General features: G+C 68.2%; 17 protein-coding genes and 3 pseudogenes. 9 read left to right on the forward strand and 11 right to left on the reverse strand.

The window, feature by feature from the left end:
- Positions 1–1582: 1582 nt before the first annotated feature.
- Together ACH4DZ_RS33930 and ACH4DZ_RS33935 are read right to left on the reverse strand one after the other, a co-directional pair.
- Positions 1583–2371 carry an SDR family oxidoreductase gene (locus ACH4DZ_RS33930; protein WP_398291689.1) on the reverse strand — a complete coding sequence of 263 codons (789 nt, stop codon included), beginning with the start codon at positions 2369–2371 and terminating at the stop codon, positions 1583–1585.
- A gap of 36 nt (positions 2372–2407) precedes the next feature.
- On the reverse strand, positions 2408–2770 hold the full coding sequence (locus ACH4DZ_RS33935; protein ID WP_398291691.1) for a nuclear transport factor 2 family protein: 363 nt from the start codon (positions 2768–2770) through the stop codon (positions 2408–2410).
- Positions 2771–2848: 78 nt separating this feature from the next.
- On the opposite strand from ACH4DZ_RS33935, the gene ACH4DZ_RS33940 reads away from it, so the two are divergent.
- Together ACH4DZ_RS33940 and ACH4DZ_RS33945 are read left to right on the forward strand one after the other, a co-directional pair.
- Positions 2849–3643, forward strand: a complete 795-nt coding sequence (locus ACH4DZ_RS33940; RefSeq protein ID WP_398291693.1) for a MerR family transcriptional regulator — start codon at positions 2849–2851, stop codon at positions 3641–3643.
- 228 nt (positions 3644–3871) lie between these two features.
- Complete coding sequence (locus ACH4DZ_RS33945; protein WP_398291695.1) at positions 3872–5614, forward strand: endo-1,4-beta-xylanase; 1743 nt, start codon at positions 3872–3874, stop codon at positions 5612–5614.
- Positions 5615–5905: 291 nt separating this feature from the next.
- Here the strand turns inward: ACH4DZ_RS33945 and ACH4DZ_RS33950 are convergent, their stop codons facing one another.
- The gene (locus ACH4DZ_RS33950) at positions 5906–6064 is read right to left on the reverse strand and encodes a transposase (RefSeq protein ID WP_398291697.1); all 159 of its coding nucleotides are present in this window, start codon (positions 6062–6064) and stop codon (positions 5906–5908) included.
- A 133-nt stretch (positions 6065–6197) separates the two neighbouring features.
- On the opposite strand from ACH4DZ_RS33950, the pseudogene ACH4DZ_RS33955 reads away from it, so the two are divergent.
- Positions 6198–6464 (forward strand): annotated as a pseudogene (locus ACH4DZ_RS33955) (methyltransferase type 11); the annotation flags it as partial.
- A gap of 142 nt (positions 6465–6606) precedes the next feature.
- On the opposite strand, the gene htpG reads toward ACH4DZ_RS33955, so the two are convergent.
- Positions 6607–8520: a molecular chaperone HtpG gene (gene htpG / locus ACH4DZ_RS33960; protein ID WP_398291699.1), complete on the reverse strand. Its 1914-nt coding sequence runs from the start codon at positions 8518–8520 to the stop codon at positions 6607–6609.
- A gap of 614 nt (positions 8521–9134) precedes the next feature.
- Positions 9135–10589 (reverse strand): MFS transporter, encoded by a 1455-nt coding sequence (locus ACH4DZ_RS33965; protein WP_398291701.1) that lies wholly within the window; start codon positions 10587–10589, stop codon positions 9135–9137.
- A gap of 212 nt (positions 10590–10801) precedes the next feature.
- Here ACH4DZ_RS33965 and ACH4DZ_RS33970 point away from each other — a divergent pair, with 212 nt between their 5' ends.
- Complete coding sequence (locus tag ACH4DZ_RS33970; protein ID WP_398291703.1) at positions 10802–11464, forward strand: TetR/AcrR family transcriptional regulator; 663 nt, start codon at positions 10802–10804, stop codon at positions 11462–11464.
- A gap of 98 nt (positions 11465–11562) precedes the next feature.
- Here ACH4DZ_RS33970 and ACH4DZ_RS33975 read toward each other — a convergent pair.
- Positions 11563–12741: pseudogene (locus ACH4DZ_RS33975) on the reverse strand (SMI1/KNR4 family protein); the annotation flags it as partial.
- A gap of 474 nt (positions 12742–13215) precedes the next feature.
- Here ACH4DZ_RS33975 and ACH4DZ_RS33980 point away from each other — a divergent pair.
- Positions 13216–13461 carry a hypothetical protein gene (locus tag ACH4DZ_RS33980; RefSeq protein ID WP_398291705.1) on the forward strand — a complete coding sequence of 82 codons (246 nt, stop codon included), beginning with the start codon at positions 13216–13218 and terminating at the stop codon, positions 13459–13461.
- A 303-nt stretch (positions 13462–13764) separates the two neighbouring features.
- Here the strand turns inward: ACH4DZ_RS33980 and ACH4DZ_RS33985 are convergent, their stop codons facing one another.
- Together ACH4DZ_RS33985 and ACH4DZ_RS33990 are read right to left on the reverse strand one after the other, a co-directional pair.
- Positions 13765–14139, reverse strand: a complete 375-nt coding sequence (locus ACH4DZ_RS33985) for a DUF5980 family protein (protein WP_398291707.1) — start codon at positions 14137–14139, stop codon at positions 13765–13767.
- 497 nt (positions 14140–14636) lie between these two features.
- Complete coding sequence (locus ACH4DZ_RS33990; RefSeq protein ID WP_398291709.1) at positions 14637–14813, reverse strand: hypothetical protein; 177 nt, start codon at positions 14811–14813, stop codon at positions 14637–14639.
- 59 nt (positions 14814–14872) lie between these two features.
- On the opposite strand from ACH4DZ_RS33990, the gene ACH4DZ_RS33995 reads away from it, so the two are divergent.
- Together ACH4DZ_RS33995 and ACH4DZ_RS34000 are read left to right on the forward strand one after the other, a co-directional pair.
- Positions 14873–15304: a hypothetical protein gene (locus ACH4DZ_RS33995; RefSeq protein ID WP_398291711.1), complete on the forward strand. Its 432-nt coding sequence runs from the start codon at positions 14873–14875 to the stop codon at positions 15302–15304.
- Positions 15305–15620: 316 nt separating this feature from the next.
- Positions 15621–15727: pseudogene (locus ACH4DZ_RS34000) on the forward strand (IS5/IS1182 family transposase); the annotation flags it as partial.
- A 13-nt stretch (positions 15728–15740) separates the two neighbouring features.
- Here the strand turns inward: ACH4DZ_RS34000 and ACH4DZ_RS34005 are convergent.
- Positions 15741–16121, reverse strand: a complete 381-nt coding sequence (locus ACH4DZ_RS34005) for a helix-turn-helix domain-containing protein (protein WP_398291713.1) — start codon at positions 16119–16121, stop codon at positions 15741–15743.
- Between the two features lie 537 nt (positions 16122–16658).
- Here ACH4DZ_RS34005 and ACH4DZ_RS34010 point away from each other — a divergent pair.
- The gene (locus ACH4DZ_RS34010) at positions 16659–16955 is read left to right on the forward strand and encodes a hypothetical protein (RefSeq protein WP_398291715.1); all 297 of its coding nucleotides are present in this window, start codon (positions 16659–16661) and stop codon (positions 16953–16955) included.
- A gap of 86 nt (positions 16956–17041) precedes the next feature.
- Positions 17042–19189 carry an MMPL family transporter gene (locus ACH4DZ_RS34015; protein WP_398291717.1) on the forward strand — a complete coding sequence of 716 codons (2148 nt, stop codon included), beginning with the start codon at positions 17042–17044 and terminating at the stop codon, positions 19187–19189.
- Between the two features lie 212 nt (positions 19190–19401).
- Here ACH4DZ_RS34015 and ACH4DZ_RS34020 read toward each other — a convergent pair whose 3' ends face one another.
- Together ACH4DZ_RS34020 and ACH4DZ_RS34025 are read right to left on the reverse strand one after the other, a co-directional pair.
- Positions 19402–20853, reverse strand: a complete 1452-nt coding sequence (locus ACH4DZ_RS34020) for an ATP-binding protein (RefSeq protein WP_398291719.1) — start codon at positions 20851–20853, stop codon at positions 19402–19404.
- Positions 20850–21533, reverse strand: a complete 684-nt coding sequence (locus ACH4DZ_RS34025; RefSeq protein ID WP_398291721.1) for a response regulator transcription factor — start codon at positions 21531–21533, stop codon at positions 20850–20852. Before ACH4DZ_RS34025 ends, ACH4DZ_RS34020 begins: the two co-directional genes overlap by 4 nt.
- Positions 21534–21744 lie beyond the last annotated feature (211 nt).

The following is a 21744-nucleotide window of genomic DNA, read 5'->3' on the forward strand; positions in this document are numbered from 1 at the left end:
CGGTCGCATCCGTACCGCAGGAGAACTTCGGTGCCATCGGCCCGATCTTCGCCATGGACCAACCCGCGTCCAGCGACCACACCCGCACCGCCCTCGGCTGGCGCCCCACCCGCCCGAGCCTCCTCGCCGACCTGGAGAACATCGCACCCTGACACCGTCGCCGGTCCGGCGTGGACAGGGCCGGTCAAACCGGCCGACCGACCGGTCCGGCGTGGGCGCGGACCGGTTCGGCCGTTGCTCTCGCGATCATCGGCGATCTGGCGCGTTCCGGTTGTCCTGCTCGGGGAACTTGCCCACCAAGGGCGCCGGCGGCCGGACCCTTGGCCTGCGCTTTCACGGGCGACGTGCAGGACGTGGCCGGGTACGCGGGCGGGGCTCACGGGGAGTCGCCCGCCCGGTAGGCCACACAATCACACGCCGCGGACGCCGAGTTGAACTCCACCGGCGCGGGCACGTACCAGTGCGGCAGCAGGGTCTCCTGGGGCTCGGTCGGCTTCGCACGCCCGAGCTACCAAGAGGCCCTGCCTTCATGCCCGCGGCCAGCAGCGATCACCGGACCGAGACTCCCGTTCGACGAACACTCCTCAAGCTCGGAACGACACCAGCCACTCAGATTGCCCGGAGGAGGTAACTGGTGCTGAGTCCGCTGGTGGAGCAGACGATGGTGCTGGAGGTTGCGGTGTAAGTGAAGCCCCGTGGGACGGTGCAGGCCCACAGGCCTGTCCTGGGCTGCACTACGTTGTAGAGCGGGGCAAAGCCGCTGGTGGAGCAGGTCGTGGTGTTCGTAACCGAGGTGTAGGTGTAGCCGGCCGGAACCGTACAGGACAAGTAGGCGGGGGACACGTCCGACGAAGGTGAAGCCGACACTTCAGCCGCCGTGGCCGGTGCCTGGGCGGTGCCCACGGCGCTGGCGCCCCCTGCCATACAGACCTGGAACACGAGCCCGCAGACCAGAGCGACAACCGCCACCATGGCCCCGCGCAGCCGGGTTATCTGTAACCTCATCTGTTCTCCCTCCCGATGGCCGTCTCCGTGGTGGACGGCTACCGGGAAGAGCCTCCTTCACAGCAGATACTCATGTCTTCGTCATTCCCAGTGAAAACCCCGTTCCACGGGCATGCCATTTCACCCGGATTGACAAGAGGAGTCAGATCGCGGGGCGTGGACGGAGATGCGCGAAGGCCCGCCGACGCGCGAGCCACCGGCACCCGATCCCATGAAGCGCGCCCGTACGCCGGGGCTGTAACGCGAGCGGCTCTTCCAAGACTTTCGTAGGTGTTGATCGGCTCTGTGAGCCGGGACCGATTGGGGCGTTGTGGGCGCGGCTGGTGCTGTGTCGTATTGAGCTGGCGGATCTTCTTCCTTACCTGGCCGGGGTACGGATCAAGAAGGTGGAGCTGGGCCGGAGCCTGGTCAGGATCACGGTGCGGACCTCTGATGGAGTGGCGGTGCGATGTCCAGGCTGTGGGCATGAGTCGGTTTGGGAACACAGTCGGTATGTCCGGTGCGTCGCCGACGAGGAAACCGGTGGTAGGCCGGTGGCGACTGTCGTGTCCCTGTGCCCTCGGAGCCGGTGCCTGGCTCAGACGGTCGGGACGGTGCCGCCGTCGATCACGAACTCGGCACCTACGATTGCCGAGGCGCGGTCCGAGACCAGGAACCCGACCAGGTCCGCGACTTCCTCGGTGTTCGCGAATCGTCCCAGGGGTACCCCTCCGAGGGAGTCATAGATGGTCTGCTTGGCTGATTCACGGGTGAGTCCGTTGCCCTCGGCGATCCGGTCCACGAATCTTTCGTAGGCTTCGGTCTCGATTCCGCCGGGGCTGATTGCGTTGACCCGTACGCCGCGCGGCGCGAGTTCATTGGCAAGTCCCTTGCTGTATGTGCGCAGCGCGGCCTTCGCTGCCGCGTAAGCCAAGGACGCGTCGTATTGGGGCAGCTCACGCTGGATCGAGGTGAAGTGCAGCACCACGCCCGACCCGGACCCGATCATTGCCGGGAGAAGGGCTCGGTCCAGCCGCACCGCTCCAAGAAGGTTGAGGTTCAGCTCGGTGAGCCATTGGTCATTGGTGATGACCGCGAATCCACCGGACGGCGTCGACGCCCCTCCGACGACGTGCACCAGGATGTCGAGTGTGCCGCCGGCCTCTGCGATGCGAGCGGCCACGGCGTTGGTGCCTTCTGTCGTCAATATGTCCGCTTCGATGAATCGGTCAGGTTGCTCGTATCCGTCGGGCATCGTTCGCGCCGTCACGTACACGTCGGCACCCATCTCTCGCAGTCTCTCTGCGACGGCCTTGCCGGAGCCCTTCGACCCGCCCGTGACCAGCGCCCGGCGACCGTCGAGACGATCGCGATCTGAACTAGACATTTCTCTCCACTGAAGATCGAGGTGACGCGGGTTCGGTCAGGCTGAGTGGTTGGCGATGACGAGTTCGGCGACGAGGTCACCCCGCAACGCGAACCGGTAGTCGAGCTCGGCGACGCCACCCGGGAAGGTGCCCTCAAGGCGCACGGTCACGACCCAGTGGGCGTCATCGACGCGGTGAGCGCCGATCTGCTCGGTTGTGTACTCGAACTCGGACCCGGCGTCCCGCAGGAACGCGTGGGCCTCCTCTCGGCCGCGGACGGTCTCACCCTGGTCGACGACCACCGCGTCATCGGCGAGGAACGACGAGGCCGTGTCGGCGTCGCGGACGACGTGGGCGGCCAGGAACTCGCGCACGGTGGTCGGGAGCAGATCGGACGGTGGATCGGTGTGCTGTGTCATGAGTCCACCGTGTGACCTCAGGGAGCGGGAGGGTCAAGCCGTGAACTCTCCCCCAGGGGGAGCGTTTAGCATGTGAACGTGCTGACCATCGGGGAGTTCTCGCGGCTGACCCACTTGAGCGTGCGGACCCTGCGTCGCTATCACGAGACGGCCTTGCTGGAACCCGCTGTGGTGGACGAGACCACCGGTTACCGCTACTACGGCGTCGACCAGATCCCGACCGCGCAGGTCATCCACCGGCTCCGCGAGCTCGACGTCCCCCTGAGCGATGTGCAGCGGATCCTGCGAACCCCCGACCCCGGTGTCCGGGCGGCCCTGGTCGCGGACCACCTGCAACGCCTTGAGGACGTGCTCGACCGCACCCGGGCTGCGGTCGTGTCGCTGCGCCGCCTGCTCCAGCCCGACCCCGCACCGATCGACGTCGAGCTGCGTGCGGAGCCCGCCCAAACGGTCGCGGCGGTGGAGGCCGTGGTCGAGCATCGCGATGTCGCGACCTGGTACGCAGGCGCGATGGCCGAATTGGAGGCGGTCATCGGCGCCGCCGTGACCGGACCGCCGGGCGGCAGCTACGACAACGCTCTCTTCGAGCAGGAGCGCGGTCACGCGGTCGTCTACCTGCCGACCGATGCGCCACCTCGCAGCGGACGCGTGCACCCCGCGACTCTGCCGGCCGCGGAACTGGTCGTCACCACCCACGTCGGCGAGCACGACGGCATCGAGGTCACGTACGGCAAACTCGGGACCTGGGTGATGGAGAACGCGATGTCGGTGGCCGGGCCGGTGCGGGAGGTCTACGTCGCCGGCCCTCGTGACACAAGCGATCCCGCTGCGTGGCGCACCGAGATCGGCTGGCCGGTCTTTCGTGTCACCTGAGGCGGTCTGTGCGGTGCTGTGTGTTGCAACGACGGGGCGCATGCCTTGCTGGCTCCAACAAGGCTGTTGATCAGACGACTGTTGGCTTGTCTGCTCGTTGGTGTGGTCGTGGGGAAACGTCAGGAACTGCGAATGATCGCTGACAAGGCCTCCGTACCTCATGTCCGATGAACTGTGGCCCGGTTTCGAGACGTTGATCTCGTCTCGAACAAGAGAGTGGGAGAGACCGTGGACCTTGGTGGGGGGACGTGGCGGCGACTGACCGCCGTGGTGCTCGTCATGGCGGTGGCGACCGGGTGTACGGGGCAGGGCGAAGGCGCGGGCGGCGGAAACGACGAAGACCTGTTGCGGAACCACGACTGGACGCAGATACCGGGCACCACCGCGCGGAACGACATCCTGCGGGTCAGCGCATTAGATCGGCACATCGTGGAGCAGGACTCCTCCGGCGGCCAGCCCAACGCTCCGCTGAATCTGACCGGCCCGCATCTCAGGTCCGGCGGCGACTTCACCGTCACCGCGCGCATGTCCGGTGTGGGTGACGATGCCGGTGCCTCATGGCTGCGGCTGTACGGACGGGTACCGGTCATCTACGACGAGTGGCGGCAGGAGCGGCCCTCACTCCGCGTCGGCGTGACCGCCGACGGACAAGTGAAGGTACAGATATGGGACGGCGAGGGCGATGAGCCGGCCACCTCCAAGGATTTCGACTGCGGCTGCTCCGGGACGGTGACGCTCTCCGTGTCGAGCATCGGTGACACCTTCCGCGTGGAAGCCGACGGGCGGCGGCTGGGAACCGTGCAGGACCCGGGGGTGTTCGCCGAGGGCACTGTCTGGTTCGGTCTGGAGGCGGACGCGGGCGAAGACGAGCGCCGTGAGGGATGGCGTCTGACGCAGCTGCTCGCGCGGGCAGAGAGCGGTGACTCGCTCCGCGTGATCAAGGCGCCGCAGCTACGCCAGGAGCAGTCCGACGACTCGCTGCGTGCGCGAGCCGCAGCCGTGGGGCGGCCGTTCGACGTCGGAGCCGCCCTGGCCGAGAACCCGCTGCTCACCGACTCACGCTACCGGGCGCTCGCGGGGAGCCAGTTCTCCGTGCTCACTCCGGAGAACGCGTTCAAGCCACAGTTCCTCCACCCACGCCGGGGCGTCTACGACTTCCGCGACGCGGACCTGCTCGTACGCTTCGCCCGCGCAAACGACATGAAGGTGCACGCGCACACCCTCGTCTGGCACGAGGCTCTGCCCAACTGGATGCGGGAGAACGACGACCCCGAAGAGGTGCGCCGGACCATGCTGCGGCACATCGCCATGGTCGCCGGGCACTTCGAGGGAAAGGTCGCGGAATGGGATGTGGTCAACGAGCCCATGTCCGACGACGAGAAGAGCTACACCAACGGAAATCTCGGTCTGCGCTCCGAGCAGAGCCCGTGGTTCGAGGCCATGGGTGAGGAGTACATCGACGAGGCGTTCAGGGCCGCCCACCGGGCCGATCCGAAGGCACGGCTGTTCCTCAACGAGTACGGGGTCGAGGAGGAAGGCGAGCGGTGGGACGCCCTTTACGATCTGGTCGAGCGGCTCAAGGAACGCGGCGTACCGATCGACGGCGTGGGTTTCCAGAACCATGAGTACGAACCCGGCGACCGCATCGACCCGGAGACCTTCCGCAGCCATGTGCGGGATCTGGCGGAGCTCGGGGTTCAGGCGCGGGTGTCGGAGATGGACGTCCCCATAGGTGAGGACGAGGAGGACGGGCGGCAGACCCAGGCTGATGAGATGGCGGGCAAGCTGCGGGTCTGCCTGGAGGAGCCGAACTGCACATCGTTCTCCACATGGGGATTCACCGACCGGTACGGTTCCACCGCCGACACCAGGATCTATCCTCCGCGCACGGCCGATTCCCTGCCGTGGGACGCGGCCCTGCGGCCGAAGCCGGCGTACGAGCGTTTGCTTGAGGCCTTTGACGAGGCATGAGGAATCAAGGTGCGATTTCTCGGTTCGGTGTCGGTGGTAGTAAGAGTGATGCTGTCTCAGGTTCGAGAGTTTCTGATGCAGCCCCGGTCGTGGTCATTGTCGAGCATCGGAGTATGCGCGGGAGCCGTCAGGTCTTGGGCGCGGCGACGGTGGGTCGGGCCAAGACCCGGATCTTGGCACGGCGGCGGTTCACGGCCCGCTGCCCCTCGGTAACCCTGGTCCGCTCACACGTGCCGAAGGCCCGGAAAGGCATCGGCAGCCTGGGAGAACAGCACTGCGGCGCCGTCGCGATCACTGATGCCCGCCGAGCTCACGCAGGCCCACCATGATGGTCCCGCGGGTATCGACGAGCAGGTGGCGCTTGATGCAGATGACCCTCTTGCCGCCGTCGTGCCCTTGCGGGCAACCGCGTTCGCCGACCCTCACGCCCTGACTGTCCACCATGGCCACGCTGGGAGTGGGATCCCGGCCGAACTGCACCCGCTAGCCTTCGCGCAGCACCGTCAACATCCCCTCCCTCACGCCTTCTTGCCGCCAACGCCGCCAGTAGTGATAGACCGTCTGCCACGGCGGCAAGTCATGCGACGCCGCAGCCGAGCGAGCCCTGCTCGCGGCTGTCGCCCCCGGCGGCGTGCTGCTGCTCGTGCATCATGCGGGGATGGACGCCCCGCAGGCGGACAACAGTGGGTTCGACCCGGCCGACTACGTCTGGCCCTCGATGGTCGCCGCCCTGTTCGACGATGACTGGAAGGTGGAGGTGGACGAACAGCGGCCACGGACGGCACCTGACGGTGGCGCCGGCGCTCACCACACCGACGACGTGGTGCTACGGGCGCGTCGCATGCGCTGACGGCCCCGTACGCGGGGACGATCCGGCCCGGCCCCGCCGGTGAGCAGGGGTAACAGCGTTGCGCGGCCCGGCACCCCACGCCGGGGTGCCGGGCCGACAGGCAGGAAGCGGCCGGCGGACTGCGCCCGGCCGTGTCCGTGGGCTACAGAGCGTGGGTCAGTCGGTCGTTCAGCAGGCGGGTGAAGCGGGCCGGATCGGGCAGGTCCCCGCCTTCGGCGAGCAGTGCGCTGCCGTAGATGACCTCGGCGATCTCCGCCAAGGCGGGATCGTCGGCGTTGGCCTCGTGCGCCGTACGCAGAGCGGTGATCAGCGCATGTGCGGGATTGAGTTCCAGGGTCCGCTTGACGGGAGGCAACTGCTGTCCCATCGCGCGGTACATCTTCTCCAGGGTCGGGGTCATGTCGTGCGCGTCCCCGACGATGCAGGCCGCCGAGGTGGTCAGACGCGACGACAGGCGCACCTGCTTGACGTACTCGGACAACGTGGTGGTCAGCCATGGCAGCAGGGCGGCGTACTCCTGCTCGCGCTGGGCCTGTTCGGCGGACCTGTCCCCTTCGGCCGGCTCGTCGAGGTCTACCTGGCCCTTGGCGATGGACTGGAGAGGGTGCCCGTCGAAGGCCGGAACCCGGTCGGCCCAGACCTCGTCGACGGGGTCGGTGAGGATCAGGACCTCGTAGCCCTTGGCTGCGAGAGCCTCCATGTGGGGGGAGTTCTCCACCGCCGCGCGGGTTTCGCCCGTCAGGTAGTAGATCGCCTCCTGGCCGTCCTTCATGCGCTCGACGTATTCACGCAGGGTGGTGGTCCTCTGCGGATCGTCCGTTGAGGCGGCCGATACCAGTTCCAGCAGCGCCTCGGTGTTGTCCGTGTCCTCGATCAGTCCTTCCTTCAGCACCCGTCCGAACTGCGCCCAGAGTTTCGTGTAGCGCTCGCCGTCGTTCGCCTGCATGCTTTTGATCGCGCCGAGGACCTTCTTGACCAGGCGTCGACGTACGCCGCGGATCTGGCGGTCCTGCTGCAGGATTTCGCGGGAGACGTTCAACGACAGGTCGTGGGCGTCCACGACGCCCTTGACGAAGCGCAGGTAGTTCGGCATCAGCGCTTCGCAGTCGTCCATGATGAACACACGTTTGACGTACAGCTGCACCCCGCGCTTGGTCTCCTGCGAGAACAGGTCGAACGGTGCCTGGGAGGGGAGGAACAGGAGCGCCTCGTACTCGAAGGTTCCTTCGGCGCGCATGTGGATGGTTTCGGCAGGGTCGAGCCAGTCCTGGCTGATCTGCTTGTAGAACTCGTTGTACTCCTCCTGGGTGACCTCGGCGCGCGGTCGTGCCCACAGGGCCTTCATCGAGTTGAGGGTGTCGCCACCGGGGGCGGCGGATCCGTCGGTGTCCGTGCGCTCGCCGGCCATCCGGATCGGCCAGCGGATGAAGTCCGAGTACCGCTTGACGATCTGGCGGATCTTCGCCTCGGACAGGTAGTCGGCCAGGTCGTCCTCGCTGTCGGCGGGCTTGAGGTGCACAGTGACGGCGGTGCCCACGGGAAGGCCGTCGACGCTCTGGATCGTGTAGGCGCCCTCGCCGTCGGACTCCCACCGGGTGCCGATGTCGGTGCCTGCCCGCCGGGTGAGCAGGGTGACCTTGTCGGCAACCATGAAGGCTGAGTAGAAGCCGACACCGAACTGCCCGATCAGGCTCTCGGCGGTGGCCGCGTCCTTGGACTGCTTGATCTTCTCCATCAGGCCGGCGGTGCCGGACTTGGCGATCGTGCCGATCAGCTCCACGAGATCGTCCCGGCTCATGCCGATCCCGTTGTCACGGACGGTGAGTGTGCGGGCCTCTTTGTCGGCCTCCAGCGAGATGTGCAGGTCGGCGGGGCCGGCCTCGGTGAGGCTGGAGTCGGTCAGCGATTCCAGCCGCAGCTTGTCCAGTGCGTCCGAGGCGTTCGAGATCAGCTCGCGCAGGAAGATGTCCTTGTTCGAGTAGATCGAATGAATGACCAGTCGGAGCAACTGGCGTGTCTCGGCCTGGAATTCCAGCGTCTCGACACTGCTGTCCATACGGGGACCTCTCCATGGGGATCAACAGGAACCTCATGAAAATACGGGACGATGCCGGGGTGGATCGCAGCGCCTCGGCGGCGTGGTTCGCAGCCGGCCCTGCTGCATCCATGCCCGTGGCTCTCGGTGATGGGGTCAGGCATCGTCCGTTACTGGCACTGTGAGCAGTTCGTCGAGGGTGTCCGGGACGTGACCGGGGCGGTGCGGCGGTCATCGAGGTAGCGGCGGAAGCCCGCGAGGTGCCGATGAGCTCGGCAGCGTCGTTGGCGTACAGGGCGGCGTGCAGGCGGTCCGGGCCGGGTGCGCTTCGGGCGCGAGTCGGGCGAGCGACCTGATCGCGGTCGGTGACGGCGCAATGCACCGCGATCGCGCCCGAGAGTTCCGCAGCCGACTCCTTGATCCTCTTTCCACGGTGGGCGGCCGGACGACCCGGACACCCGCGCGCGGTCGCCCGGGCTGTCGCAGCGCCGATGCCGGCTGAGGCTCCAGAGCAGGACCACCGCTCCGGCGATGTGCGTGGGCTCTCCTTCAGGCGGCGCACGTCGTCCGCGCGCCGCGTCCGCTGGTACGGGCTGTCTGGTTCTGCCGCTCTGAGAGGTTTCGCCGAGGGTTGCTCAGGCGGGCTCTTCGGCGGAGTGCGAGTCGGTGAGGGTTGCGGCGCCTCCCGCCGCGACCACGCCGACGATCACTGCCAGTACGGCGTAGGTGATCCGCTCGCCGTGGAAGAACGAGTGCACGAGGCTGCTGCTCCACACGCCTGCGGGCAGCCGGGTGGTGACCAGGGCGGCGATCATGGTGCCGACCACGGCCGTGCCGACGCTGGTTCCGACTTCCTGGGCGGTGTCGTTGAGCGCCGTGCCGATCGAGGTGCGGTTCTCCGGCATCGCCTCGACCAGGGCGATGGCGCAGATCGTCATGACGGTGCGCAGCCCGATGGTCATCACGACCATGCACACGGCGATGGCCGCGTACCCGTGGTCGACGCCCCAGGCGAGGCCGGCCAGCGCGCCGGCCAGACAGGCCGCGCCGACCAGGCAGGCCATGCGGTGACCGAACCTCTTCGCGAGCCATTCCGACAGAGGTGTCGAGACGATCATGGTCACGATGATCGGCAGGTTCGCCAGTCCTGCCCGAACGGGACTCCATCCGTAGGCGTACTGGAAGTGGAGGATGAGCCCGAACATCACGCCCGCCATCGCGATGGACGTGCCGATCTGCGCGATGGCCGCGCCGCGGACAGTTCCACTGGAAAAGATCTTGAGATCCAGCATGGGTGCTTTGCTGCGGCGCTCGTGCCGGACGAACGCGATACCCGCGGCGACGGCGCCGAGGCTCGACACGATCGTGGTGGCGGAGAGCCATCCGTGCTCGACGCCGCTGGTCAGCGTGTAACAGGCCAGGCCGATGGCGAGCACGCTCAGGACGGCGGCCGGCAGATCGAGCCGGTCCTTGGTCAGGTCGTCGGGCCTGTCGGCGGCGACGCCGAGTCGCACGCCGATGGCCGCGATCAGGGCGATCGGCGCGTTGACGAGCAGGAGCCACTGCCAGCCGGCGTGGGCGAGCGCGGTACCACCCAGCAGAGGTCCGAGGACGAACCCGGACATGCCGACGACGATCATCAAGGTCATCGCACGCATGCGCAGCGCCTGGTCGTCGAACAACCTGAAGACGAGCGAGTTGGTGATGGGCGCCATGGCCGCGGCGGCGATGCCGAGTCCGGCCCTCAGGGCGATGAGCTGCCCGGCGGAGTCGACGGCGACGACGCACAGGCTCAGCAGGCCGAACACGGCGAGGCCGATCAGCAGCACGCGTCGGCGTCCGAAGCGATCGGCTATGGATCCCGCCGTCAGCAGGAGGCCGCCGAACGTCAGCGAATAGGCGCCGGTGACCCATTGCAGGGCGGTGGTGCCACTGCCCAGATCACGGCCGATCGTGGGCAGCGCGATCGACAGCAGCGTGTTGTCGACCATTTCGACGAAGAAGGCCAGGCAGAGTGCGGCCAGCGGGATCCATGCCGCGCGGAGCGACGGATAGGTACGAGAGATAGCGGGCTCGGTGGTCGCGGTCATGACTGCCTCCTTGCAGAGCGTCGCCGCACATCGGGCGACGCCCGATGTGGCACGCGATTCGTCGAACGAACGTTGTTCGATGATGGAACGTTGTTCTACCGTAGAACGCCGTTCGATGTCACGCAAGCTGTGATTGGATGAGAGCCATGACACCCCCGCGAACACGTTCCGCCGAAGGACCTCCCCGAGGACGCAGGCGCGCTTCGCATTCGATGGAGGCCGTCCTCACCGCGGCCGTGGCCCTGCTCGACGAGGCAGGCGGATCGGCGTTGACGTTCCGCGCCCTCGCCACCCGGCTCGGCACGGGCGTCGGCACCATCTACTGGTACGTCTCGAACAAGGACGAACTCCTCGACCGCGCCACCGACCACGCGATCGGCGGGGTCCTGACGGCCGTCGAGGAGCAGCCCGACGGCGAGGATCCGATCGCTGACCTGCGCGCGATGGCCATCACCCTGTTCGACGCGATCGTGGATCGGCCGTGGCTGTCGGCCTACTTCATGCGCAACACCGACATCCAGGGCAACTCGTTGCGGTTGTACGAGAAGCTCGGTGAGCAGACCCTCCGCCTGGACCTCACACCCCGGCAGCGGTTCCACGCCGTCTCGGCGATCACGGGCGTCGTGGTCGGCACAGCAGCGGACCTGGGCGTGGAGGTGCCGCAGGAGCTGCTCGACGGTTCCGTGGACCGCGACGCGTTCCTCCACCGCTTCGCCGAGACATGGCGCTCACTCGACGCCACGAACTTCCCGTTCGTGCACCAGATCGCCGACGAGTTCGCGGAGCACGACGACCGAGACCAGTTCATCGCCGCTCTGGACCTGACCCTTGAAGGCCTCCGCCTTCAAGCCGGAAGCCGACCTCGAAACTGCTGACACCAGCGGCTTCAGTCATCCGCCGCACATCCCGAACCGCCGTTGGAAAGACGCGCGAACGAAGCATCGCACTGCGTGCTGCGCACCCAGGTTTCCCGGCCGCGTGGAATCGACAGCAGTTCGCGGCCCCGCTCCGGTGTCAGCAGCGGACGGAGGAGGGGATCGGCCACCCAACCCAGCGGCGCGAGATGATCCGGCCCCAGCGGCTCCCACAAGGGCAGCGCGTTCCGCAGCGTGTTCCACCCCTCATCGGTGTCCGCCCGTCGCGCCTGCTCCCGTGCCCGCTCGACCGCCTCCCCGAACGGCCCGGCCGCCGTGTACCGGTACGTACCGTCCCGCACCTGTTCCAGCGTCGCGTACGCCAGTGACACCAGATCGTCGTCGGCCCCCCGCAGGTGGAACATCAGCGTGGAGTCGTCCCGGTACGTGTGCTCCGCATGCTCGGCGACCAGCACCGGCAGCAACTCGGGCGCGTACTGCGGATCCGTCACCAAATCCTGGAAGTACACCGTGTAGGTCTGCCCGAGGAGTCGGCGTATCTGATCCCCCAGGCCGGTGGCACGGGGTCTGCCGTACGCCCTGGCCTCATCCAGTGCTTTCACGGCCCGTTCCCAGTCGCCGCTCAGCGCGTCGAGACGGGCCTGCTCCACGACGGCGTCCATCTCTCGCGTGGTGTCATTGGCGAACACCGGCGCCTCGTCAGTCGGCTTCGCGTGCAGGCTGTGGAACTCCCGGAACATGTCGCGCATGAACTCGTAGAAGCTCGTGTACCGTTCGGGCGCTTCCGCTCGCCAGCTCGCCCACGTGTACACAGCCCACTCAGCGTCCTCCCCCACTTCCTCGGGGTCCAGGAGGACGTACGTGATGTCGGATTCAACGTCGAGTTGCAGCCCCCGCCGCCAGATGTCGGCCTCCTGCCGTTCCTCGGGGCCGGCGTCCTCGTCCTGGTATTCCTCGAACATGTCGGCGAGGCCCGACTCGTTGTCGTGCCAGTGCGCGGCCGTCGTCCCCGCCAACAGGGACACGAAGCCGCCGGCATGCCGCCACCCGTCGCTCACCGTGAGGAACTCCCGGTACGAAGGGGGCATACGCCGTCCCAGACGCTCCTCCATGGCCACGATGAGCTCCTCGGACGCGGGCGGGAATCCCAGCCACCGTCCCTGCCGAGCGGCTTCGTCGCCCGCGCTCCGCGCCTTGCCGCTCGGCACGGAATCCGCCCACTCTCCGCTCCATCTGAGCAGAAAGGGACGCCAGTTGAACGTTATGGGGACCGTCATGCGTCTGATGCTGCCATCCGCCACTGACAGTGCCGTGTGACCCGCACCCGGGAGGACAACGCGCCACTGTGCAGCTCGCACTGGCACCTTCGACATGCGCGACCTGGCGAGTGTTCCTTGACGGGCTCGTCCCGAGCTGGGTTCACTGCGGAACCCACATTCCCATCCGGGCACGCGCCACGCGGATCGGCTCATCCCTCCGGACGGCCTCTGGGAACGCTGGATCGATGCGCTCGCGCACACTCGGCGGATCTGCCCCCGAGCGCACCCGCCGACGCGCAGCCCGCTCCCCCCTCTGAGGCGGACGGCTGCCGTACACGGCAACCAACTGCTCCCGGGTGGAGAGGTTAAAGACGGGCAGAGGCATGCCCCGTACGGATGACTTGCCACGGGTTCGACCTCGGTGATCATTCGGACGCCCCTATGGTGCGTCTCGCTCTCCCACACCCAGCCTCATCAAGGAGCCGATGCAGTATGGCGACACCGCCCGGTCAGCAGCCTGCCCAGCCGTACGGGCAGCCTCCGACGATCATCATCAACAACAGCAGTTCCGCCGTGGCCGCTTCAGCGTCCTTTATCGGCGGGACGGGCCTGCGGCGACGGCGCCAGTCGCTGTGGGTCCACTTCTGGCTGTTCATGTTCACTGCGGGCATCGGCAACGTCTTGTACGGGATGTACGTGAACCGCTGGAACCGGGATCGGGGCCTCTACCACCGATAGAAAGAGCTGGCTGTTCGGGCTCGGGACCATCTACCGCCACCTCGACCCGACCCGGCAGGGGCGCGCAGCGAGCTGCACATCGGCCTGTTTCCGCTGCTGACCGACGACATTTCACTGCGCTTGTGTACTCGGCGGCCAGCCACCCCTCAGCGGTGTGAACAACGCTACGGCTCAGTACACCCGGGCCGCGTCCGGCGTCATCCCGAACTCATCGATGGCTGCCCGGTCGGCACCGGATTCAGCCGCACCCACGGTGTGGCGCCCGGTCGTCGGTGCCGGCCGTCCGGGCGCCATGGCTGGTGTTCAGCATCCGTCGCGGAAGACGAGCAGCAGGGGGTCGGATTCGGTGTGCCGGCCGTCGGTGGCCCAGATCTCGGCGGTGTACTCGCCTGCCGGTGCCGGTGCGAACGACAGCCCGACGAAGCCGTTGATGACGAGGGAGCCGTCGGGGAGGTGGTGGTTGGTCCCGGGGTAGATGGCGCCGCCCGTGCTGGACGAGCCGGGGGGCAGGTTCCTGACCTCAAGGTGGATCACACTCGACCAGCTCCCGGTGACGGGGGCGAACGCGTAGGTGTTGGGCCACCCGTACTGCGGAGAGATGCATATCCGCTGGCCTTCGGCCTCCAACGTCCAGGCCGAGGTCGAGGCCGAGGCGGGGGACGTGCCGACGAGCGTCAAGGTGAGAGCCGATAGGAGACCAAGGAGCAACCCGGCCCCATGATGGTTTTTCTTCATCGATACCTCCTGGTTGGGGGCGCCTGAGGTAGTACGAAAGGGTCTGTCGGCCGACTCCGCCAACCGGCAGCCGCCCACGAGTGTTACCCGGGCAGCAGCTTGGAACAAGGTTGGTTTCACTCTCAAATACCCATGCTGCGGCGGGCCGTACCCACGGCGGTACTCAGACCGACCTGGAACTCCGCTCGGAGGTACGGCGCAGCAAAGGCGGCCAAGGCCTCGCCTTCTCAGCTGTGGGCGCGTTCGATGAGTGCGGTCGCCGCCGACCGCACGTGCCGCCCACCGGCGTTCATTCTGTCTGTGGGCCCGGCCGCGAAGCGTCGGTCACCCAAAGCGGTCCTGGCACCGCCGGCCGTTGGCCGATATCCGCCGATCGCTGAGGAACTCGCGGTCGTACGAGTCGGGCCCCTCCGCCGGATCCGGTTCCATACCCGCGACGATCACGAAGTTCCCAGTACGCCCCCGTCCGGTACACATGTGGTCACTGTGACGATGCCGTTGGCCGTCCGGTCCAGCCGGCCCAGCCACTGCCTGCCCACGTCGGCGGCGGCCGTGCCGGCCTTCGTTCCCCGGAAGTCGTCGATCTCCGCATCGGCCACCAGCTGGTCCGCATCCACCCGCAGTGCATCCCGTTGCGGTGTGGACGGCGGGCGGGTGAGCGGTCAGGGTTCACGAGGTGACATTCCAGGCCCCGCTCGCCGATCTGCTGGTTCGTCGCCAGGTGTTGCGCGGTTATCCCTGCGCGCGATGCTCAGGCGGCGACGGCCGCAGCGTGCAGGGCAGTGTCGGCCTTGGGCGACTGCGGGTTCTGTCCATCACGCCGGTTGCGGTCGGGCGTTCATGCTGGCCAACCGCCAGCGGCAGCAGCGGACCTGGCGAATTCGACGAAGGTCCGCGGCGGGCGGCCAAGGACACGCTGCACGCCGTCGGAGACGTATTCGTCCCTACCCTCCCTGAGTGGCTCGATGACGTCCGCGAAGGCTTCGGCGTCCGTGGGCGGCAATCCCTGCTGAACGAGTTCCGCGACGTAACCCTCGACGGACAGGGGCCGGATGAGTCCCGCCGTTGTGTCCCGCAAAGCATGAAGGCGAGACGAACAGATCCGTGAATACCTCAACCGGTCACCCCGACGTGCTCGCCGGGAAGTTCGGCAATGCACCCGTCGAAGCCCGCGATCAGAGTCTTGCAGTGGCCTCGTCGACGTGACAACAACTGTGAAGGCGTAGTGCGTGGCGCGTGGCGCGTGGTGAAGTCCACGTCCAAGCCCTCGATCAGTGCCGGAACTTTGACTCGCGCCTTGCCCACGGTGATGTCGGCCAGACATCAGGGTCCAGTTGGAGGCATGGCCGGCCCGGATCAGTTGGCCCTTTCGAGGTAGGAGGCCAGGTTGGCCGGTGTCTCGGGCTGAAACCCTGACTGGCTGACGCCGCCTCAGCCCCCGCTATGAGCACAACCCCCGCAACACCTGGCCTTCGTCGGCCTCGCCGCAAGCCTCTGCTGCTACAAACGCCTTCCTGAACTGACCATGTAGGACACGGTGTTGTTCACAGGGTCAGAAAGGGGGCCTTCGTGAGGGGCTTGCCGTTCAGGGCCAGACGCAGTTGGAGCACGGCGGCGAGTCGCTGATCCGGGTCGTCGATGCTGATCCCGCTCAGAGCGATCGCCTTACGGACCCGGTAGCGGAGGGTATTGGGGTGACCGTTGAGCGCTTCGGCTGTCCGTGTCACGTCTCCGAATCCGTCGAGGTGGCCGAGCAAGGACCTTGAGAGTTCGGATCCCTGCTCGGCATCGTGCGTGGCGAGCGCCTCAAGGCCCGCGTGACGAGCGTCGGGGCGCTCGTCGAGCAACCGCATCACGTCCCGCAGGAGCAGAGATTCATGGAGCTCCGTATAGCCGGCCACCGCATGCTCCGGATTGCGTGCCATCAGTTGCAGGGCCTGATAGCCGCGCCCCTTCACCGCGGGAACCACTTCGAGGTGCGGTGCCGTGCCGGCGAGAGCCGCTTGAACGGGCGTACCGGTCTGCCGCCGGAGGAGGGCGACGAGTTCGGTGGCCCAGCGGCCGAACGTGGTGTCGTCGGTCGGGCCGTCCTTGGCCGAGTATCACGTAGATCTGGCCGCAGGCCTGGGTGACCAGGGCGTCGCGGCGAAACGCGGAGGCGTGCAGCGAGTTGATGCCGGCGGCCTCCTCGCGCTGCGGGTCCCGAAGCCGTGGCAGCGTCCAGCCGAAGGACTGCTCGAACAAGCGGAAGGTGTGCTCCAGGTCGAACCTGCGCAAGTAGCACGACCGGACGAAGCCGATTCCGTCCGGGCAGGCGCCGGTGGCCGAGGACCACAGCGAGACCGGTGGGGCGTCCGCCGTCAGACCACGACCAGACGCTCGGCCACGCCCCGTAGCTGGCCTGTGGTGACGGCCTCGGCGTTGTCCGCCGGCTCGTCGACACCCTGTGCCCGGACAGGAAGTTGACGCTCGGGCGGCCCTACCCGGACGTCGTCACCGCGGTGACCCGGTCGGCGGACCTGCTGCGTGAGCGTCGTGGGCTCCTGGGTGACCTCGTCGACCGCGCGGAGGGCCGCGACTCCGCGGCCGCGTGGACCGCACAGGTCAACACCGTCACCGCCCGCACGGACCGGATGGATGGCGACGCGTTACTCATCCGGCCCGACGGCTGTGCCGCCCGGGCCTTGCCCACCGGGCAGGACCTCGACGCCACCACGCCGGTGTGTGCACCGGCCGCATGGTTCGGCCAACCGGCATGAGCACCGTATTAACAGTCGTCTCAGGTTCGCTCAGTAGGAAGTAGCCATCCAGATAAGCGATGCAACTCGTATGCAGGAGGCTATTGATGGCAGTCGACGCAGCGCCGTCCGGGAAAGCGCCGGCCGGTCGGTTGGCAGGCCGGTGGGTGCCCTGGTTGGTGATCGGCCTGTGGTTGGTGCTGGCGGCGGGCATGGTGCCGCTGAGCGGAAAGTTGAGCTCGGTCACCACCGACAGCGCAGTAGACACCCTGCCGGCCGGTGCCGAGTCCACCAAGGTGGCGGCGCTGGACGACAGTCTCCCCGGCGGTGAGGACAGCATGTTCGTCCTCGTGTACCACCGGGCCGACGGCATGACAGCCGCCGACCGCGCGACGGTCGAGCGCCACTACGACACCCTTGCCAAGCGGTACCCGCCGAAGACGACGGCGGCCGACGAGGACGACGAGGGCTCACCGACGAGCCTCTCCACCGACCGCAAGGCGATGACGTTCACCCTCCAGGTGAGCACTGCCTACGGCCCACCGGAGGACATCGTCGGCCCGTTGCGTGAAGCCGCGCAGGACCGCCCCTCCGGCCTGGAACTCGACGTGACCGGCCCCGGCGCGATCGACGGCGACATGGATGCCGTCTTCGACGGCATCGACGTGCAGGTCCTCCTCACCACCATCGTCGTCGTCACGCTCCTGCTCATCCTCACCTACCGCAGCCCGGTGTTGTGGATCATCCCGCTGGTGGCCGTCGGCGCGGCCGCACTGACCTCGATGGGGACCGTCTACCTGCTCGTCAAGGGCTTCGGCATCGTGGTCAACGACCAGAACTCGGCACTGCTGACGATCCTGGTGTTCGGCGTCGGCACGGACTACGCGCTGCTGCTCATCGCTCGATATCGGGAGGCACTGCACCACCATGAGAACGTCCGGGTCGCGATGGTCCACGCGCTACGCGGCGCGGCGCCGGCCATCGTCGCGTCCGCTGCCACCGTGGTCGCCGGCCTGCTCTGCCTGCTCGTCGCTGACCTGAACAGCACCAGCGGGTTGGGCCCGATCGGTGCGGCCGGCATCCTGTGCGCGCTGGTGGCCATGCTGACGCTGTTCCCGGCGGTGCTCGTGGTGCTCGGCAGGCGAATCTTCTGGCCGGCCATCCCGCGGTTCAGCACGGCCGTGGAGGCGAAGCCGGGGCTGTGGGGACGGCTCGGCACCGCCATCAGCCGCCGTCGATGGGTGGCGGCGCTCGGCTCGCTCGGAGTCCTCGGCGTGCTCGCCCTCGGGCTGGCAGGCAACACCGGCGCCCTGCGGGAGCAGGACCAGTTCCTGTCCGCGCCGGAGTCGGTCACCGGCTTCACCGTTCTTCGCGAGCACTTCCCGGAGCTCGGCGGCCAGCCGATGACGGTCTTCACGCGGCCGGCGCACCAGGAGCGGGTGCTCGACGCCGTCAAGGACACTCGCGGTGTGGCCCTGGCCATCCCGGAGCAGACCAGCGGTGGCTGGGCCAACATCTCGGTGTTCCCGAAGGACGCGCCGGACACCGTCGCGGAGTACGACACGATCAAGCGGGTACGCACCGCCGTGCACGCGGTGAGCGGGGCGGAGGCGATCGTCGGCGGGCCGAGTGCGGAGAACCTCGATACCGAGGTGACCACCAAGCGCGACGAGAAGCTGGTGATCCCGCTGGTGCTCGCCGTCGTCCTGATCGTTCTGGGGCTGCTGCTGCGCGCGATCCTGGCCCCGCTGGTCCTGATGGCCACCGTGATCGTCTCATTCGCCGCGGCCTTCGGCGGCAGCGTGTTCGTCTTCGACACGATCCTCGGGTTCAAGGGAATCGACTATTCGGTGCCACTGCTGGCATTCCTGTTCCTGGTGGCACTCGGCGTCGACTACAACATCTTTCTGGCCAGCCGGGCCCGGGAGGAGACCGTGCGTCTCGGCACCAAGGAGGGCATGCTCAAAGCCCTCTCCGCCACCGGTGGCGTCATCACCTCGGCAGGCCTGGTCCTGGCGGCCACGTTCGCGGTCCTCGCCACACTTCCGCTGGTGATGCTGATCGAGGTCGGGTTCCTGGTCGCCTTCGGCGTGCTGCTCGACGCCCTGCTGGTGCGGTCGGTCCTGGTGCCCGCCCTCACCTTGCTGATCGGCCGCCGGATCTGGTGGCCGAGCCGGCTGTCCCGTCCAGCGGCGGAGCTGCCGGACGGTCAACAGCCGCTCGCCTACGAGGAGGAGCCCGCGCTGCAACGGTGAGCGCGGCGGCACGGACGAGATCCGGGACGGGCCCCAGGCCCGTCCCGGATTTCTTTCATGGTCCCGACGGCCGCCCCCCTTGGTCCTGCGCCACACACCGCGGCCGGGGTCGGGGTCGGCGCGTCACGGTGTCCTGCCCCGACCATGAGGCACGCGGGGCCATGTCCGAGGGCCGCCGCCCTTTGTCCTGCGTCGCGCCGCCGCCGGGCGGGTCAGGGCACCGCACTGTCCTCCCCGGCGGCCCGGCGCCCGAACGGGGCGGGTGGGGCCGCGGCCGGAAGGTCGACCCGAAGCAGCGCGCCACCGCGTGCGGAGCGGGCGACGGTGGCCCGGCCGCCGTGGGCGTCGACGACCCGCTGCACGATCGACAGCCCCAGACCGGATCCCGGCAACGCCCGGGCGCTGTCGGCACGGTAGAACCGGTCGAACACCCGCGGTACGTCAACGGCGTCGATGCCCGGCCCGGCGTCGTCGACCTCGAGCACCGCCGACGCGCTCTCGGCACGGAGCCGGACCTGGACCGGCTGATCCGCGGGGGACCACTTACCGGCGTTGTCGATGAGGTTGAGCACCGCCCGCTCAAGCGCAGCGGGACGCCCGCTCACCCACACGGAGGTCACGTCGAGCACCACCTCGATGTCAGGCACGCGGGAACCCGCCCGGGTCGCGGCGGCCGCCACCACGTCGGCGAGGTCGAGCACCTCGGTGCTCTCGTCGCTGACGTCACCGCGCGCCAGGTCGGTCAGCTCGGCGACAAGGGTGCTCAACTCGGCCACCTGGGCGCCGAGATCATTGAGCAGCCGGGTCCGGCTCTCCGCCGGCAATGCGCTGTCCAGGGTGCCGCGCCGATCGAGCCGGATCAGCAGCTCGGCGTTGAGGCGCAGGCTGGTGAGCGGGGTCTTGAGCTCGTGGGCGGCGTCCTCGGCGAGCAGCCGCTGGGCCAGCCGGGAGTCCCGGAGCGCGGCGAGCATGTCGTTGATCGACTGGATCAGCCGCCGGATCTCCCCACCGCCCTCATCCGGGATGTCGGCGTCGAGATCCCGGGTGTTCGCGACATGTACCGCGGCGGCGGCCAGCCGGTCGATCGGGGCCAGCCCGGTCCGCGCCACGGTCCGCCCGACAAGGGCGCCGCCGACCACGCAGAGCAGCCCGATCAGCAGCATGCCGAACCCGAACTGGTTGATCGGGCTGTCGTCGACGACGCGGGCCACCTGGACCGCGCCGTCGCCCGCCCGCAGCGTGTAGATGACGTAGCCGTCCTCGTCGCTGCCGTTCGACTCCATCAGGTCAGCCGACGTGCCCTGCGCCACGCGCCCGGCGTCCTCGCTGACCGGGGGCAGCGCGGGTTGGCCGGCCGGCGTGCGGATCGAGCCGTCGGGCAGGATGACCCGCACCAGCCGACCGGATCCGGGATACGGCGGTAGCTGGACCTGCGCCGGACCGGCGCGCTCCGCGTCCGTCGCCAGGACGCGGGAGTCGGCGCGCAGCTGGTTCTCGGCGGTGTCCTGCAGCTCCCAGTCCAGTAGCTCGCTGGCCACCTGGAAGGCCATGAACACGCTGACCGCGATGGCCGTCGCCGCGATCACCGTCAGCCTGGCCCGCAGGGACCGCCGGCGCCACCATCGGGTCAGCCGGCGCGGTTCCCGGCCGGCGCGCCTGCTCACGGAGGAGTCTCCCGCAACGTGTATCCCAGGCCGCGCAGCGTGTAGATCAATCGCGGCTCACCCTCGGCCTCCATCTTGCGGCGCAGGTAACTCACGTACACCTGGAGGTTGTTGGCGGTGGAGCTCATGCCGAAGCCCCAGATGGCCTCGAACAGTGCGTCGCGGGTCACGATCCGGGTCGCGTTGCTCACGAGGACCTGCAGGAGGGAGAACTCGGTCCGGGTCAGGCGTAGCGGCCGCTCGCCCCGCCACGCCTCGAACCTGTCGGGATCGAGCCGGACGTCGGCGAACGACAGGATCTGCGACTCCTCGTCGGCCGGCGCGCGCCGGCGCAGCAGGGCCCGCACCCGGGCCAGTAACTCCTCGGTGGCGAACGGCTTGGGCAGGTAGTCGTCGGCGCCCGCGTCCAGCCCCGCGACCCGGTCGGAGACCTGGTCACGGGCGGTCAGCATCAGCACCGGCAGATCCCGGCCCGCGGCCCGCAACCGCCGGCAGGTCTCCAACCCGCCGAGGCGGGGCATCATCACGTCGAGGAGCAACAGATCCGGCGCGTCGCCACCGACCCCGTCGAGCACGGCGAAACCGTTGGCGACGGTGCTGGTGTCGTAACCCTCGACCTGGAGCACCCGCTCCAGCGACTCACGGATGGCCGCCTCGTCATCCGCGATCATGATCCGCACGCCGGCCCGCCCCCCTCCAGTCGATACTTTTTCCGCTCATTGTCCCCGATCAACCTGAGGCCAGGATTAGAGCGTCGCCGCCCGGGGACTGAGTCTGCCGTAATCGGACAGCCGTGACATCGTGCGCTCGATCGCCCACCTCCGACGCCCTCATCTACGTAGGTCGGCTCGGTCGTAGGCTTTGTCTGCGTGTAGGCGCTGGGGCTTGAAG

Source organism: Streptomyces sp. NPDC017991 (assembly GCF_044328075.1).
Classification (GTDB): domain Bacteria; phylum Actinomycetota; class Actinomycetes; order Streptomycetales; family Streptomycetaceae; genus Streptomyces.

Coding starts and splice junctions, on each gene's coding strand:
- ACH4DZ_RS34015 (WP_398291717.1), top strand. CDS start 17,042: ATGGCAGTCGACGCAGCGCCGTCCGGGAAAGCGCCGGCCGGTCGGTTG.
- ACH4DZ_RS33980 (WP_398291705.1), top strand. CDS start 13,216: ATGGCGACACCGCCCGGTCAGCAGCCTGCCCAGCCGTACGGGCAGCCT.
- ACH4DZ_RS33965 (WP_398291701.1), bottom strand. CDS start 10,589: ATGACCGCGACCACCGAGCCCGCTATCTCTCGTACCTATCCGTCGCTC.
- htpG (WP_398291699.1), bottom strand. CDS start 8,520: ATGGACAGCAGTGTCGAGACGCTGGAATTCCAGGCCGAGACACGCCAG.
- ACH4DZ_RS33930 (WP_398291689.1), bottom strand. CDS start 2,371: ATGTCTAGTTCAGATCGCGATCGTCTCGACGGTCGCCGGGCGCTGGTC.
- ACH4DZ_RS33970 (WP_398291703.1), top strand. CDS start 10,802: ATGGAGGCCGTCCTCACCGCGGCCGTGGCCCTGCTCGACGAGGCAGGC.
- ACH4DZ_RS34005 (WP_398291713.1), bottom strand. CDS start 16,121: ATGGCACGCAATCCGGAGCATGCGGTGGCCGGCTATACGGAGCTCCAT.
- ACH4DZ_RS33935 (WP_398291691.1), bottom strand. CDS start 2,770: ATGACACAGCACACCGATCCACCGTCCGATCTGCTCCCGACCACCGTG.